We start from the raw sequence: 14,320 nt of genomic DNA, 5'->3' as shown, positions 1-14,320 counted from the left end.
GCGCCGGCCCTTGAGGATTCGACTTACCGATATCACCCACTGATATCAGGAGCTCTGGCGCTCGATCAGGGCGAAGCCGGTGTCCAGACATACGACCTGCTGGTCGCCCGCCAGACGGTCGAGCAGCGCCTGGGCCACGCAGCGACCCATCTCGTCGGCATTCACACTGACCGTGGACAGCGCCGGCGTGGCGAAGCGGCCATTGCTGGTGTCACCGAAGCCGACCACTCCCAACTGTTCGGGAATACGCAGTCCGCGACTGCTGGCTTCGGCGAACACGCCCAGCGCCAGGGTGTCGGAGCTGCACAGCACCAGCTCCGGCGGCGCGGGGCGTTCCAGCAGCCGCGACAGGCCGATCCGGCCCACTTCCCAGGTGGCCGGCAGGGGCAGTATTTCCATGTGCAACTCGGGGATACCGAGTTCGGCCAGGCGTGCCTGCAGCGCCCGATTGCGGCGCAGGGCGCGGGGATCGTCCACCGAGATCACGCCGAAACGGCGATAGCCACGGGCGACGAAGTGCTCCGCCAGGGCCACGCCGACCCGTTCGTGGGAGAAACCTACCTGCATGTCCAGGGCCTCGGTGCTGAGATCCCAGGCTTCCACCACCGGAATGCCCAGCGCCACCAGCCGCTCGCGACTGGCTGGAGTGTGGAGGGTACCGGTGAGCACGATGCCATCGGGCCGGCGGCCAAGGATGGCTTCGAGCAGCTCCTCTTCCTTTTCCGGCGAATAGCCGGTGGGGCCGATCAGCGCCTGGTAGCCCGCTTCGGTAAGTCGCTCCAGGATGGCCTGGACCACGGCGGCATAGATGGAGTTGGCGATGGTGGGCAGCAGGATGGCCACCAGCCGGCTCTTGCTGGAGGCGAGGCTGCCCGCCAACAGGTTGGGCACGTAGCCCAGTTCCTTGACCACGGCCAGCACGTGCTCGCGAGTGGCCTCGCTTACCAGCGTGGGCCGGTGCAGCGCGCGCGAGACGGTAATGGGCGACACCCCGGCGGCGAGAGCGACCTCGCGCACGGTGAGCGGCAACTCGGTCTGACCGCTCTGCTGGGCGAGTTCGCGTCGGGATTTCCTGGCCAAAACGGCTCCTTGGAGAAGAGGAGCCGCCATTATGGGAGCAAGCGGAAGGGCTGGCCATGGGCGCTGGTTTTGCTGGATCGGCGAACCTGGGCGGCTGGAAGGGAAGGCCCTCGTTACGGTCTCTGCACCTGGCTATCGAATGGGCGACTGGCCTCAAAGCCCTGGCCGAGGCCAGTGTCACCTCCAGCCAGGAGATGGCCGCCGCCAGCCTGGAGTTGGGCCAGTCGGGTGAAGACCTGACCGCGCGTATTAGTCGCTTCCGGCTCTAGTTCACGATCTGTCCGGTTCGTAACGACGGGCCATCGGCAATCGAGAGCCCGCTCTTTTCTCTGCCTCTGACGACGTCGATCCTCGAACGTCGTCGCGTTGAGCCGTTAGGTTCAATAGACGCAGATGAGATGCCGGTTTCCGAAATCGTTGCGAAGTTTTGGAAATACCAAAACTGGAATCAGTCAATGACAGCAATCGACCCGTAGCTGCCAGTGACGAGAGGCAATGATCGGCCAGAAGCTGTCGTTTGCGCACCGCAGCTTCGATCCAATACGGTTCATGCGCGTGAGTTAAGCCGCGCCGCGAAGCGGCATCGGTTTGAATGAATTGTTAGGCGGCACTCTCGAACATAAACTCATAGTGTGTGATGCCCGCTGGATGGGATTGTAGATCAGCAATGAGTGTGTCCAGTAGTGGGGCCGAGCTACTGTCCCAGCTAGGGCTCCACTCCATGTGCGGCTGGATCTTGCCATCAGGAAACACGGTAAAAGAGTCGTAGCCATAGAAGCGGCAGCCTGAAGCAAAGATGCGCTGAATGCAGGGAACAGCGTCTGCACGGGCAACGAGAGTCACCCCATGTCTTTGGGTATGCGGAAATTCCCATGCTACTAGCAATTCGCGACGATGCGCCATGTGCCGCCTAACGTTTGGTTAAGGGGCCGGCTTTAGCCGGTCCCGAGTGAGCGGAGCGAAAGATTTGAACCATTTGTTAGGCTCGCATTTGAGTTAAGCTCTGCCCCTGGGTGGCGTCGAATTTGGCGGGTTCTAAGGTTCACTGCTAAGCCGGAACGCGAACCATGAAGTTAGTGACACCCGCTAGAAGCTGTTCTACTTGTTCTGCGGTATAAGCATTGTAGTTTCCATGTGCGGCATTGTTGCGCAAATCCAGCCAAGCCGTAATTTGCTTCTGGTCAAGCTTCGAGTATGCCGTCGAAGCGGTCAGCTCAGCATTGAGGCGATCTGCTTTTTTGGGCATTTGCCTATCATTTTTCTGTTCATTGATCGGTATCGCATGCTTGTCGCACAGTTGCCGCAAGTGTTCTTCGAGAACGCTTCCAGCCATGACCGCAGCAGGATCCTTGTAGCCGGACTCGAGTAGATGCTCCGCCATTTCGAGAAAGTCGGCAAAAACCTCCGCGGCAACCAATCCCCGAACAGTAAATAACCAGCCTCCGGCGATCTCATCACGAATGGTTTGGACTATGGCTAGCCCATGCTCTGCGTTGTAGAGCCAGCTGTCATTGGTGCTGGCTTCGAATTCTGCGAAATGTGGATGATCGCGGCCATAGACGCGATCAATAAACGAGAGTGCCGCTACGCGGAAACCTTTCATCGGGGCGCTTTCAACCCCGTCTGATCTATATCCCGAAGAATGTCGCGTGGCAACTACCTGTTGTCCCATAACTATTAACTGGTCAGCACGCACAACAATTGCATCAAGTTTCATTGAAGCTCCCATGTGGGCCTAACGATTAGGTTAACGGGCGTCCAAAAGCGCAGCTTTTGGACGCCCAGCGAGCGAAGTGAGCGATAGTCGAGCGCATTATTAGGTTGCACTGTTCAGCCATACGGCCAGTGATAGTGGCACAAACCAAGCAAAGCCTAGTGCCTTGGCGATGGTGGAAAATTTTCTTCTTTTGGCGTGATTTATAAATAACAGGAGCACGAAAATTCCTGCTGAAACTGAGAGAAATAAATAGCCTGCCCATAGATGCTCTTCGCTGAGATTGAAATTTATGTGCGAGCTGGCTGTTTGAATGCGGCCGGTATTTAGTACAATGAATGCTTTATTGACTATGAAGACAAGCGCAGCGACTGCCGCTAAGCGAAATAGGGCTAGCTGCCTTCCTGGAGCTTGTGGGGCTGGGTTCATTTTCTTGCGACCTAACTATAAGTAGACGACACAAGCGGGGTAATTTTTTCCGTAACTTGTGTCTGATAACGTTCCTTGTCCATGGGCAACCCCTTCAGCAGCGTGCTAGTTACGGTGGAAACGCGACATGAGTCAGGGAGAAAAAGCGACATGGGCCTGCATGGAGATTACGAAGTCGCTAGCAGCGTGTCCATGGCCTCTTTTTGGCCTGTTACTGCTGCACGTAACGAGGCGAGCCACCTTCCCCTAGGGGGCCGCTTTTGGCCGCTAGCTGCCCTACGGCAACGGCAGCTTTGGGTCGGATAGCGACGGCCCAGAAGCCGTCGCCAAGTCATGCGGCTAAACCCCTGTCTGGCCATCTCCAGAGCATCGTCTACCTCGATGCCAAGTACCTGACAGTGCTTTCCAGCTTCGTATGGCCCAGTAAGAGCTGTACAGCCCTGAGGTTCTTTGTCCTGCGGTAGATTAGCGACGCCTTGGTTCGCCGCAGGGTATGGGTTCCGTACAAGGCCGGATCCAAACCAATCGCTGTCACCCAGGCTTTGACGATCCGTGCGTACTGTCAGGTGGAAATATGCTCGGAGTGGGTAAGCCTACTTGGGAACAGGAAGTTCTCGCTTCGAAGCTCGGTATGGCGTATCCAAGCCTCCACCGCTGAGCGTGTCTGCTCTGTGATCTCAAACTGCACCGGACGATGAGTTTAGCTGCATCACGGTCCCTGGTGGAGTCTGACGCGGATAGCCCAGATATCCCTAATCCGAAGCGGGGCTTTCTGACCAACGAGCTTTCCCTTGTTCCAAGGCTCGTGGCTAACGACTGCTATCGCTTTCATGGCTTGTTCTCCTCAGTGAGGGAGTACAAGCATGGGCCCGACCATAGGATGGAGCTATCCGACCCCTCAGCCGGTCACCGAGGCGGAAACGGCCAGAAGCGGCCACCTTTTTTACCACTTTTAACCTCAAAATGCCGCTGAAAGGCCTTTTTTTGGCAAATTCAAGCATTAGCAATCTGCTTTGCGCCGGATCAGCTTTGACGGAACAAAGCCCGGGGGAGCGTGCTCGAGCCACATTTATATTTACCAAATTGATGCGGCGTCCATTGATATACAAAACCTTGTGCAGTTTCATCAGTCAGCGCCAAAGTGATCATCGGCACGTCTGAAGGTGCTCTCTAATCATTTCTTGAAAATAAGAATCCGCGCTACTATCGATAATGCAGGATCTCATGAAGGCTTTATGTCATTAACACGATGTGCCGTTTTCTTTAGGCTCGGATGAAAAGGTCGAGCATTGTCACCTACCAGCTACAAGATTCGGCGCAAAATTAAACTTAAAGTTCTTGGGATCTTACAATGAGACAGCTTAGGTCGAAATTTAGGTGGAGAAAGAAGCACACGAGCGCCATTCCAAGTGGCATAGAGCACTTTTGATTTGCATGTATAACTACGAAAGCCGCCTAATCCCCATATTTCAAGTACTGGACGACTTTCTTGAAACTCACCCAGATTTAATCAGCGCTCTGCGTGAAATCTTCGATGACTTTCTTCGCCGACTGGTAAACTTTGCATGATTTCAAGTAGTGCCTGCAATACCCGGAGTATGCTTTGTTGTTTTCCGTGAGCTGCTCCATTATATCGATAGCCTCTGCGATTTTTCGTAATTTATGCTGCTTTCTTTTTGAGGTGACTTGGAGATCTAGATCTTCTAATGCCTCCTGCAAATTACTTCTGAATGTGTGAAGGCTTATTAATATTTCCGCTCTTGGCTTCATAAGTCGAGCGCTATTTAGGCTGCACACTACTATAGTGCTATGCCCCTTTTTGTTTTCATTGAAAGGCTTGATCAAAATATCGGTATACTGGAAGTAGTCGTCCGGATCCTCATCATAGGGGTTGACTATCGGCTCGTGACCTGTGTCATGCACCAGTTTGGAGTCGTTGCATTTTCGACACGCGGGTAGAAGATTTTCCCAACTAAATATTTTTTCGGGGTAAAGAGATTTCGGAAAGAAATGCTCTACCTCTATGTTTCCGTTCTCTTGCGGTTTCCCTTCGCAGAATGCGCATTTAAAAAATGAGCTCGGAAAGAGCGCTTGCTTAATCTGGTCATGTCGATAGTGGCCAGTCAGCTTGTCTTTTTCTTCTTTTGGAATCTTCTTGTAGTTACCATACTGATCTAACGCTGCTAAAAACGGTTCGAGCCACTCCTGCTCTTTGTCTACTAGGATGGCTGGCTTCGGAGGGCGTTCCAGTTTGATCATCCTTTCACCTTCATTGCAGCTAGTCTGGTAGTTAAAACAGTCACTATGCTATCGTCTGGGTGGGAGATTTTTGCAAGCGTTTGAATTTCCTGCTCAAGGTGATCTGCCGAATTTTGCTCGATTGCCGTGAAGGCTCTATGGATTGCTTGCTCGTAATCTTTGTTGGCTAGGCTTTTGACGTCCATAACGTCTGATAATATTTGATCGGTATTCCACCCGGAGAACTTCTGTCTCGTTGGCTTAATAATATAATCTTTTTGCCCGTGTTCTCTCGGCAAAATAATAGTTTCTCCGCTTTCAGCAGAGGCCAATAGGTGCGGGGAGTGTGTTGTGACGATGAACTGCAAGTTAGGAAATATTATTTTTAAGCCCTTTCTGAGCGTGAGTTGCCACTCTGGATGAAGGTGGATATCTAGCTCGTCAATGAGGACAGTCCCGAAAGCTTTTGAGGCTACCCGCTTCCCCTCTGGCTTAGTGGATTCGATCCACTCAAAAATGTTAATAACAATATAAAGAACGGCTTGAAAACCTGATGAAAGTTCTTCGAGGTAACATTCCTCACCATAAATTGAGAAGATTGGCTCAAGATCTCGCTCAGTCTTTATGTATTTTAAGTCACTGTTAAATGGGCCCAGGTGTGGGAGTGATGTTATAAGATGGTTCCAGTTCTCTTTTTCTACCTGCGCCCATTCTTTGTCAATGATGAAGTATCGGTTAATGAGCCACTGCTTTATGGGCTCTTGATTTTCCCCATAAAGCGAGTTCAGTGACCTCGAGGTGTAATAGTTGCTGCGTTCATCCTGCGTAGCTTCGCGTTGCATTCCATCAATTTTTGTATACTTTATGTTTCGGTTTGAACCGATGAATAAAGGGCAAAATTCTTCTATATTTTTAATGTTGCTCGTGCTTATTGAGTGTCTATCATCCTCTAGGGGTGGGCTTGTCCATGATGTTAACTGATTCTTCCGGTACCCCATTGGGCTTATGCTGCCAGCTCCCATTCCAATTCGGTACTTTCCTTCAGGCATGGCGAGATCTGTCCAGAACTCTACATTCTCTTTAAATCGCGAGTAGTTGAAAGTACTATGGTGAAGGCAATGTGCAATACAGGCGAGTATTGAGGTTTTTCCAGAACCATTTGGCCCGGTGATAAAGTTAAAGCCTCGATTGAATGTGACATCAAGCGTAGAAAATTGTCGATAGTTTTTTGCGTATACACGCTCAATAAAAAAATCACTCACGGTCTCGTCCTTTTATGGGTCGTGATACAAGAGTATCAAAGGCCAAGCGTCATGGCACTCGGATAGTTAAAAAGTAGATTAACTACATCTCGCCCTGCTAGGCGGCTGGGTTTTTCACTGGACAACAACGATGCCGTGTTCACCCCATCCTATACCTGCTCCTTACCAAGTCGCGCAATCGCGTGAAAATCTAGTACTGGGAGCACCACGGCTTCTGTTTCTGTCTCAAGCGCCTTAAGTCCGCAGGTTTACACCCTTGCCCGACATCACCGACGAGTGCAGTGTAAATACTCGCCGATATTGCCTTTCCGATCGCACTGCCCACCTTGAGGGTGGTGGGATTGATAGGGCGCTCGCGGCTACTTCTGGCTGGTGGCTGCCCGCAGGCAAGGACAGCTTTGGGTCGGAAATCGACATGAGGCGAAAAAAACGGCGATGGAGCCGACGCGGTCCATAGCAGGCCCGCGTGTCTCGGTGCAGGCCTAGCGGCGAGAAGGGGATGAGGTAGATCGAGCAGCGCGAGGAAGGCGGGGACGACGTGCTGCCGCCCCCTGGATTGCTAATGCGCAGCGGCCTTGCTCAGGTCGGCGTCGTTCCACTCGGTGTAGACGCAGGCATCGCTGGCGGCCCAGCGCAGTCGTACCGACTGGCCGACTTGCAAACCCTGGGCATGGGCCAGGGACTTGACCATCAACTGGGTGCCGCTGCCGGTCTGCAGGGTGCAGCTCTGGCTCTCGCCGAGGAACAGGGCTTCGCCGACCCGGGCGTCGATCTCGTTCCAGCCGGCAGGGAGGGGCGTGGCGGCGGTCTGTTCGGCTGTCAGCAGCTGCAGCTTCTCGGGGCGCAGCATGAGCAGCAATTCCTGGTTGGGTTTGACATTCGCGGTAGGCCGCATCGCCAATCCCTGACCCTCGAAGTCGCAATGCGCCTGGGCCCGCGCGGTGACGCGCAGGAAGTTGGAATTGCCGAGGAAGGCGGCGACGAAGGCGTTGGGCGGATTCTGGTAGAGGTCATAGCCGCTGCCCAGACCGACGATGCGACCGTGGCTGAAGATGGCGATGCGCTGGGACAGCCGCAGCGCCTCTTCCTGGTCATGGGTGACGTAGACGATGGTGATGCCCAGGCGCCGGTGCAACTGGCGCAGTTCGTCCTGCAGGTCTTCGCGCAGCTTCTTGTCCAGGGCGCCCAGGGGTTCGTCCATTAGCAGGATGCGTGGCTCGTACACCAGCGCCCGGGCGATGGCCACGCGCTGCTGCTGGCCGCCGGAGAGTTGCGCCGGGCGACGATGGGCGAAGGCTTCGAGCTGGACCAGACGCAGCATGGCGTCGACCTTCTGGTTGCGCTCGGCGGTGCCGAGCTTGCGGATATCCAGCGGGAAGCCGATGTTGTCGCGCACCGAGAGGTGCGGGAACAGCGAGTAGCGCTGGAACACCATGCCGATGTCGCGCTGATGTGGTGGCACCCGCAGCAGCGAGCGGCCGGCGACGTTGATGGCGCCGGAGCTGGGCGTCTCGAAGCCCGCCAGCATCGCCAGGGTGGTGGATTTGCCCGAGCCGCTGGAACCGAGGAAGGTGAGAAATTCGCCTTCGTGAATGTCCAGCGAGAGATCGTCGACGGCGGTGAAGTCGCCGTAGTGCTTGTTCAGATTTTGCAGGCGGACCAGCGGGGCCGCGGGAGTGGTGTTCTGGAGTACGGCGCTCATGGCAGGTCTCCGGGCATCAATGGGAATGGGGTTGGCGGCGGCGCAGCAGGGCGGCGCCAAGCATCACCAGCAGGGAAAGACCGATCAGGACCGTCGACGCCACGGCGATCACCGGCGTCAGGTCTTGACGCAGCGTCGCCCACATCTTCACCGGCAGGGTCTGCAGCGTGGGGCTGGCCATCATCACGCTGAGCACCACCTCATCCCAGGACACCAGGAAGGCGAACAGCGCCCCGGCGAATACCCCTGGCCAGATGCCTGGTAGGGTCACCCGGTAGATGGCCTGCAGGCGCGAGGCGCCGCAAATGACCGCGGCGTCCTCGATGGACTGATCGAACAGCTTGAGCGAGTTGATGACGGCGATCAGGGTGAAGGGCAGGGCGACGATCACGTGGCTGACCACGAAGGCCAGCAGGGTGCCGGTGTAGCCCAGCCGCAGGAACAGCGCATAGATGGCCACGGCGATCACCACCAGCGGCACGATCATCGGCAGGGTGAAGAGCGCATAGAGCGTCTTGCGCCCGGGAAACTTGCCGCGTACCAGGGCGAAGGCGCAGGGCAGCGCCAGGGCTACCGAGACCAGGGTGGTCAGCAGCGCCACCTTGAGGCTGGTCAGCCCGGCCTCCATCCATTCCGGGTTGGAGAAGAATTGCTGGTACCACTTCAGTGTCCAGCCCGGCGGCGGGAAGATCAGCCACTGCGACGAGCCGAACGACAGCAGCACGATGAAGACGATGGGTAGCAGCAGAACCGCGGCGATGGCACCGGTGACCAGTAGCAGGCCACCACGCAGGCGCCAGCCGATGGCATTGGGAGTCAGCAGCATGGGTCACCTCGCGTTCTGGGGATCGACCGGGGATTCCGGTTGCAACCTGAGATAGAGGGCGAACAGCAGCAGGGCGATGACGATCAGCAAGGCCGCCGCGGCGCTGGCCAGTCCCCAGTTCAGGAACGACTGCACCTGCTGGATGATGAATTCCGGCAACATCATGTTCTGCGCCCCGCCGAGCAGCGCAGGGGTGACGTAGTAGCCGAGCGACATGACGAACACCATCAGCGCGCCCGAACCCAGGCCCGAGCGGCACATGGGCAGGAACACCTTGCGGAAGTTGGTCCAGGGGCTGGCGCCGCAAATGGCACCCGCCTGCAGCACCATGGGGTCCATGGCCTGTAGCGTCGCCTGCAGCGGCAGCACGATGAAGGGGATCATGATGTAGGTCATGCCGATCACCACCCCGGTGAGGTTGTTGACCAGCTCCAGGGGTTGGTCGATCAGGCCGGTCGCCAACAGCAGCTTGTTGATCACGCCCGAACCCTGCAGCAGCACCAGCCAGGCATAGGTACGCGCCAGCAGACTGGTCCACATCGACAGCAGCACGATGTTGAAGAGTATCCGGCCCCAGCCGCGGGGCATCAGGGTGATGGTCCAGGCCAATGGAAAGCCGATGAGCACGCTGAACAGGGTCACCAGCGCGGCAACGCCGAAGGTGTTGAACAGCACCTGCGCATAGGCACCGTTGGCGAACAGGGTCTGGTAGTTTTCCAGCCCTGGCGTGGGATCGAGAAACCCACGCAGGAGCAGGCCGCTGAGCGGGAGCAGGAAGAACACACCAAGGAACAGCAGGGCGGGGACGAGCTGACCCGCCCCCTTCCAGCGTACGGCCCTTTCACCCCGCATCCGGGTCGGATCGCTCACCTGGCGCTGCCTGTCCCTCATGGTGCCGAGCACCGCCCGGCTGGAGCTTGGGGCCGCCATGTCATTTCACCAGCCATTCGTTCCAGCGAGTGGCGATCTCGCTGCCATGCTGTGCCCAGTAGGCGAAGTTCAGGCTCACCTGCTCACTGGCGTAAGCCGTGGGCAGGTTCTTGGCCAGGTCCGGCGACAGCTTGGCGACGCTGTCGACGTTCACCGGCGCATAGGCGGTGAGGTTGTCGAAATTGGCCTGCCCGCTCGGGCTGGTGGCCTCGGCGATGAACTTCATGGCGGCGTCCTTGTGCTTGGTGCCCTTGGGTACCACCAGCATGTCGGCCATGATCAGATTCTGTTTCCAGCTCACGCCGACCGGCGCGCCGTCCTGTTGCAGGGCATAGATCCGACCGTTCCAGAACTGGCCGAGGGTCGCTTCGCCGGAGGCCAGCAGCTGCTGGGATTGGGCGCCGCTACCCCACCAGACGATGTCCTTCTTGATGGTGTCGAGCTTCTTGAAGGCCCGGTCCAGGTCCAGCGGATAGAGCTTGTCCTTGGGCACGCCGTCGGCCAGCAGGGCCAGCTCCAGGACGCCAGGGCTCGGCCATTTGTAGAGGGCACGCTTGCCGGGATAGGTGGTGGTATCGAACAGCGCCGACCAATCCTGTGGCTGCTTGCTGCCTAGCTTGCCCTGGTTGTAGCCGAGCACGAAGGAGAAGAAGAAGGAGCCCAGCGCGTGGTCGTTGACGAAGCGCGGATCGATCTTGCTACGGTCGATGGTCTTGAAGTCCAGCGGTTCGAGCAGGCCCATCTGGGCGGCGCGCAGGGCGAAATCCGCCTCGACATCCACGACGTCCCACTGCACGTTGCCGCTTTGCACCATGGCCTGCAGCTTGCCGTAGTCGGTGGGGCCGTCTTGCACCACCTGGATACCGGTCTGCTGGGTGAAGGGTTCGGCCCAGGCCTTCTTCTGAGCATCCTGGGTGGTGCCGCCCCAGCTGGTGAAGGTGATGCTTTCCGCCTGGGCCTGAACGCCCAGGGTGGTCAGCAGACCGGCGACTGCTACGGCTATGACTTTGCGCTTCAACGACATCGTAATGCCCTCTCTGTTATTGGATCGACATGGCGTGGGTGCCTTGTCCGTTTTAAGAGCAGTGCGGCCAGAGACCAGAAAGTAGAGACCTTGACTTGTTCTGTCGGCCCGTCTACTGCAGGCCGTGGCGTAATTCGATATTATGGTATTCCAAACCTTTTGCAAGCCTTCCCCCGCGGCGAATGGCCTTCAACCGGTGAAAGGCAGTGTCTCGACGATCTCCAGCTCGTAGCCGGTCAGGCCGGCATAGCGCAGCGGCAGACCGAGATGGCGAATGCGTCCGACGCCAAGGTCTTGCAGGATCTGCGCCCCCGTCCCTACCTCGGCATAGATGCGCGATTGGGAGCGCTCGAACAGCCGCCTGGGCTGGGTTAGCGAGGGGACCCGTGCCAGTAAAGCCTGGGACGATTCGTGGTTCGCCAGCACCACGACGATGCCGTGGCCTTCCTCGGCGACTTTTTGCAAGGCGCCCCAGAGGGTCCAGCTGGGGGGACCGCTGTACTCGGCACCGACCAGGTCGCGCAGTGGGTCCAGGGCGTGCACCCGTACCAGCGTTGGCGTCTCGCGGTCGATAGCGCCCATGACCATGGCCAGGTGGACGCCGCCTTCGATGCGGTCTTCGTAGGTGAGCAGGCGGAAGGTGCCGTGCACCGTGGGCAGTTCGCTCTCGCCGATGCGGACCACGGTGTGCTCGGTGCGCAGTCGGTAATGGATGAGGTCGGCGATGGTGCCCAGCTTGATGCCGTGGCGTTCGCCGAAGCGCTCCAGGTCCGGCCGGCGGGCCATGCTGCCGTCGTCGTTCATCACCTCGACGATCACCGCGGATGGATCGCGACCCGCCAGCCGAGCCAGGTCGCAACCGGCCTCGGTATGACCGGCACGGGTCAGCACGCCGCCGTCGCGGGCACGCAGGGGAAAGATGTGGCCGGGCTGCACCAGGTCGCGCGGGGTGGCGCCGGGCGCCACGGCGGCGGCGATGGTGCGGGCCCGATCGGCGGCCGAGATACCGGTGGAAATCCCGCTGGCCGCCTCGATGGAGACCGTGAAAGCCGTGCCGTGTACGGTGCCGTTGTCGCTGACCATCTGCATCAGGTTGAGCTGCCGACAGCGCTCTTCGGTAAGGGTCAGGCAGATCAGGCCCCGACCTTCCCGGGCCATGAAGCTGATGGCGTCGGGCGTGCAGGCGTCCGCGGCGATGAGGATGTCGCCTTCGTTCTCGCGGTCCTCGTCATCCACCAGGATGACCATCTTGCCGGCACGAAAATCCTCGATGAGCGCTTCGATAGGGTGGATGGCCACGACGTCCTCACAGGGCTTCTAGAAGGTTATGTATTCTGGTATACCATTAGACAAGACCCAGTGAAAGAGGCAAGTCGCCATGAAAGGTTATTGGATCGCCCAGGTCGACGTGACCGATCCCGAGGCTTATCGCGGTTATACGGAGCGTGCGCCGGCGGCCTTCGCTCGCTACGGTGGCCGCTTTCTCGCCCGCGGTGGGCGTGCCGAGCAAGTGGAGGGCGAAGGCTGGGCCACGCGGCGCGTGGTGATCGAATTCGATTCCTACGAGCAGGCGCTGGCCTGCTATCGCTCGGCGGAGTACCAGGACGCTTGCGGCCACCGCCAGACGGCGGCGCGGGCGGAGATATTCATCGTCGAAGGGCTGTAAGCCCAGGGCCAGGCGCGCGGGGGCCGGCTCTGGCCGGAAGAGGCTAGCGCTCGATGCGCGGCTCGTCCTGCACCTGCGGAGTGAAGAGTTCGCGCGGCTCTTCGCCCTGGTGTTCCTGCTGGCGGCGCAGGTAATCCAGGGCGACCTTGGCGGCGGCCCGGACGTGGTCGACCGAGGCCTGGTGAGCGGCCAGGGCATCACCGCTGCGGATGGCGGCGACCATGCGCTCCATTTCGGCATTGCTCGCCTGGCGGCGATTGGCCTGGGACACTGAGGTGGCTCTCAGGTAGCTGACCCTGGCCTGCAACTGGCGCAACTGGGTAGCGGCGACGCGGTTGCCGCAGCCTTCCATGAGTACGTCATAGAAGTTCTGCACGCTTTCGAGGACGTCTGGTAATTCGGCACCTTCCAGGGCTTCACGGTTTTCCACCAGCGCCTGTTCCAGCGCCGCGATCTCCTGCGGCCCGGCGCGCAGGGTGAACAACTGCACGATCATGCCTTCCAGTACGCAGCGCAGCTCATAGAGGTCGCAGGCGTCCTGCAGGGTGATGATGGCGACGCGCGGACCACGAGCATCGGCGAACTCCACCAGCCCCTCGGATTCGAGATGACGCAGGGCTTCGCGTACCGAGGTACGGCTCACACCCAGGCGGTCGCAGAGATCACGCTCCACCAGGCGGTCACCGGGGAGCAGCTGGAAGTTCAGGATCGCCTGGCGTAGACGGTTGCATACCATCTCGCGGAGGGTGACGGGGCTACGGGTGATCTTGAAGCTGTCGTCTAGTTGCGCGCGTCTCATGAGGCTCTCTGGCGGACCGGTTCCACAGGAGATGGCCGGGGCGGCGGTACTCCCCCAAGGGACGTACGACCGCACAGCCCATGCCTGTACGATGAGATCGAAGTCTAGCATGCACCCTTGGCATGCCATAAGTCCGTCGGCGCGCCGTGGTCCTCAGGCGTGGGCGGGCGCGGCACCCATCTTGCCCCGGTGATAGAGCATGGGGACGACCTCCTGTTCCGGCACGATGAGATTCTTCACCGCGCCGACGATGATGGCGTGGTCGCCGCCGTCGTATTCGCGCCACAGCTCGCATTCGATCACCGCGGTGGCATCGGCCAGCAGCGGATTGCCCAGGGCGCTGCGCGTCCAATCGATGCCCTGGGTCTTGTCCTTGCCCTTGCTGGCGAAGGCGTAGGCGATGCGCTGCTGCTCGGCGCCGAGCAGGTGGATGGCGAAACCCTTGCCATCGCGCAGCAGGGGATAGGTAGCTGAGCTGTAGTTGGGGCAGAACAGCACCAGGGCCGGATCCAGCGACAGGGCGCTGAAGGCGCTGGCGGTCAGGCCGGCCAGGTTGCCCTCGGCGTCCAGGGTGGTGACCACGGTGACGCCGGACGGAAAGGCGCCCATCACCTGCTTGTAGATTGTCGGATCGATCATGACTGCCAACC

The 14,320-nt window shown here is 58.7% G+C and carries 14 protein-coding genes and 1 pseudogene; 2 read left to right on the top strand and 13 right to left on the bottom strand.

What is annotated here, in order from left to right; genetic code table 11:
* Positions 1-45: 45 nt before the first annotated feature.
* Positions 46-1,080 carry a LacI family DNA-binding transcriptional regulator gene (locus CCZ28_RS05360; RefSeq protein WP_140216568.1) on the bottom strand — a complete coding sequence of 345 codons (1,035 nt, stop codon included), beginning with the start codon at positions 1,078-1,080 and terminating at the stop codon, positions 46-48.
* A 56-nt stretch (positions 1,081-1,136) separates the two neighbouring features.
* On the opposite strand from CCZ28_RS05360, the gene CCZ28_RS05355 reads away from it, so the two are divergent.
* A complete protein-coding gene (locus CCZ28_RS05355; RefSeq protein ID WP_140216566.1) occupies positions 1,137-1,349 on the top strand; it encodes a hypothetical protein in 213 nt (70 codons plus the stop codon).
* Positions 1,350-2,128: 779 nt separating this feature from the next.
* On the opposite strand, the gene CCZ28_RS05350 is transcribed toward CCZ28_RS05355, so the two are convergent.
* The 10 genes and pseudogenes from CCZ28_RS05350 to ribBA form a co-directional block, all read right to left on the bottom strand.
* Entirely contained in the window at positions 2,129-2,797 is a 669-nt protein-coding gene (locus tag CCZ28_RS05350; protein WP_140216564.1) for a HEPN domain-containing protein, read from the bottom strand.
* A gap of 99 nt (positions 2,798-2,896) precedes the next feature.
* Entirely contained in the window at positions 2,897-3,223 is a 327-nt protein-coding gene (locus CCZ28_RS05345) for a hypothetical protein (RefSeq protein WP_140216562.1), read from the bottom strand.
* 347 nt (positions 3,224-3,570) lie between these two features.
* A pseudogene (locus CCZ28_RS24660) lies at positions 3,571-4,055 on the bottom strand (tyrosine-type recombinase/integrase); the annotation flags it as partial.
* Positions 4,056-4,729: 674 nt separating this feature from the next.
* Positions 4,730-5,482 (bottom strand): HNH endonuclease, encoded by a 753-nt coding sequence (locus tag CCZ28_RS05330; RefSeq protein WP_140216558.1) that lies wholly within the window; start codon positions 5,480-5,482, stop codon positions 4,730-4,732.
* Positions 5,479-6,723, bottom strand: a complete 1,245-nt coding sequence (locus CCZ28_RS05325) for an AAA family ATPase (RefSeq protein WP_140216556.1) — start codon at positions 6,721-6,723, stop codon at positions 5,479-5,481. Before CCZ28_RS05325 ends, CCZ28_RS05330 begins: the two co-directional genes overlap by 4 nt.
* Before the next feature lie 559 nt (positions 6,724-7,282).
* Positions 7,283-8,425: an ABC transporter ATP-binding protein gene (locus CCZ28_RS05320; protein ID WP_140216554.1), complete on the bottom strand. Its 1,143-nt coding sequence runs from the start codon at positions 8,423-8,425 to the stop codon at positions 7,283-7,285.
* A 16-nt stretch (positions 8,426-8,441) separates the two neighbouring features.
* Positions 8,442-9,251: an ABC transporter permease gene (locus CCZ28_RS05315; RefSeq protein ID WP_140216552.1), complete on the bottom strand. Its 810-nt coding sequence runs from the start codon at positions 9,249-9,251 to the stop codon at positions 8,442-8,444.
* Positions 9,252-9,254: 3 nt separating this feature from the next.
* The gene (locus CCZ28_RS05310) at positions 9,255-10,142 is read right to left on the bottom strand and encodes an ABC transporter permease (RefSeq protein WP_240795274.1); all 888 of its coding nucleotides are present in this window, start codon (positions 10,140-10,142) and stop codon (positions 9,255-9,257) included.
* 40 nt (positions 10,143-10,182) lie between these two features.
* Positions 10,183-11,205, bottom strand: coding sequence for an ABC transporter substrate-binding protein (locus CCZ28_RS05305; RefSeq protein ID WP_140216548.1), 1,023 nt, complete (start codon positions 11,203-11,205; stop codon positions 10,183-10,185).
* A gap of 189 nt (positions 11,206-11,394) precedes the next feature.
* Positions 11,395-12,504, bottom strand: a complete 1,110-nt coding sequence (gene ribBA, locus CCZ28_RS05300) for a bifunctional 3,4-dihydroxy-2-butanone-4-phosphate synthase/GTP cyclohydrolase II (RefSeq protein ID WP_140216546.1) — start codon at positions 12,502-12,504, stop codon at positions 11,395-11,397.
* Positions 12,505-12,583: 79 nt separating this feature from the next.
* Between ribBA and CCZ28_RS05295 the strand changes: the two genes are divergently transcribed.
* On the top strand, positions 12,584-12,871 hold the full coding sequence (locus CCZ28_RS05295) for a DUF1330 domain-containing protein (RefSeq protein ID WP_140216544.1): 288 nt from the start codon (positions 12,584-12,586) through the stop codon (positions 12,869-12,871).
* A gap of 43 nt (positions 12,872-12,914) precedes the next feature.
* Here the strand turns inward: CCZ28_RS05295 and CCZ28_RS05290 are convergent, their stop codons facing one another.
* Together CCZ28_RS05290 and CCZ28_RS05285 are read right to left on the bottom strand one after the other, a co-directional pair.
* On the bottom strand, positions 12,915-13,670 hold the full coding sequence (locus tag CCZ28_RS05290) for a GntR family transcriptional regulator (protein WP_140216542.1): 756 nt from the start codon (positions 13,668-13,670) through the stop codon (positions 12,915-12,917).
* Between the two features lie 153 nt (positions 13,671-13,823).
* Complete coding sequence (locus CCZ28_RS05285) at positions 13,824-14,309, bottom strand: flavin reductase family protein (RefSeq protein ID WP_140216540.1); 486 nt, start codon at positions 14,307-14,309, stop codon at positions 13,824-13,826.
* Between the last annotated feature and the right edge of the window lie 11 nt (positions 14,310-14,320).

The organism is Pseudomonas oryzihabitans, from assembly GCF_006384975.1.
Lineage (GTDB): Bacteria > Pseudomonadota > Gammaproteobacteria > Pseudomonadales > Pseudomonadaceae > Chryseomonas > Chryseomonas psychrotolerans_B.
The sequence above is the reverse complement of the archived record's forward strand: the minus strand, read 5'-3'. Positions and strand labels throughout refer to the sequence as shown.

What these genes read in the sequence shown, in the direction of transcription:
- CCZ28_RS05355 (WP_140216566.1), top strand. Translation starts at nt 1,137, where the DNA reads ATGGGCGCTGGTTTTGCTGGATCGGCGAACCTGGGCGGCTGGAAGGGA.
- CCZ28_RS05350 (WP_140216564.1), bottom strand. Translation starts at nt 2,797, where the DNA reads ATGAAACTTGATGCAATTGTTGTGCGTGCTGACCAGTTAATAGTTATG.
- CCZ28_RS05345 (WP_140216562.1), bottom strand. Translation starts at nt 3,223, where the DNA reads ATGAACCCAGCCCCACAAGCTCCAGGAAGGCAGCTAGCCCTATTTCGC.
- CCZ28_RS05330 (WP_140216558.1), bottom strand. Translation starts at nt 5,482, where the DNA reads ATGATCAAACTGGAACGCCCTCCGAAGCCAGCCATCCTAGTAGACAAA.
- CCZ28_RS05320 (WP_140216554.1), bottom strand. Translation starts at nt 8,425, where the DNA reads ATGAGCGCCGTACTCCAGAACACCACTCCCGCGGCCCCGCTGGTCCGC.
- CCZ28_RS05315 (WP_140216552.1), bottom strand. Translation starts at nt 9,251, where the DNA reads ATGCTGCTGACTCCCAATGCCATCGGCTGGCGCCTGCGTGGTGGCCTG.
- CCZ28_RS05310 (WP_240795274.1), bottom strand. Translation starts at nt 10,142, where the DNA reads ATGAGGGACAGGCAGCGCCAGGTGAGCGATCCGACCCGGATGCGGGGT.
- CCZ28_RS05305 (WP_140216548.1), bottom strand. Translation starts at nt 11,205, where the DNA reads ATGTCGTTGAAGCGCAAAGTCATAGCCGTAGCAGTCGCCGGTCTGCTG.
- CCZ28_RS05295 (WP_140216544.1), top strand. Translation starts at nt 12,584, where the DNA reads ATGAAAGGTTATTGGATCGCCCAGGTCGACGTGACCGATCCCGAGGCT.
- CCZ28_RS05290 (WP_140216542.1), bottom strand. Translation starts at nt 13,670, where the DNA reads ATGAGACGCGCGCAACTAGACGACAGCTTCAAGATCACCCGTAGCCCC.
- CCZ28_RS05285 (WP_140216540.1), bottom strand. Translation starts at nt 14,309, where the DNA reads ATGATCGATCCGACAATCTACAAGCAGGTGATGGGCGCCTTTCCGTCC.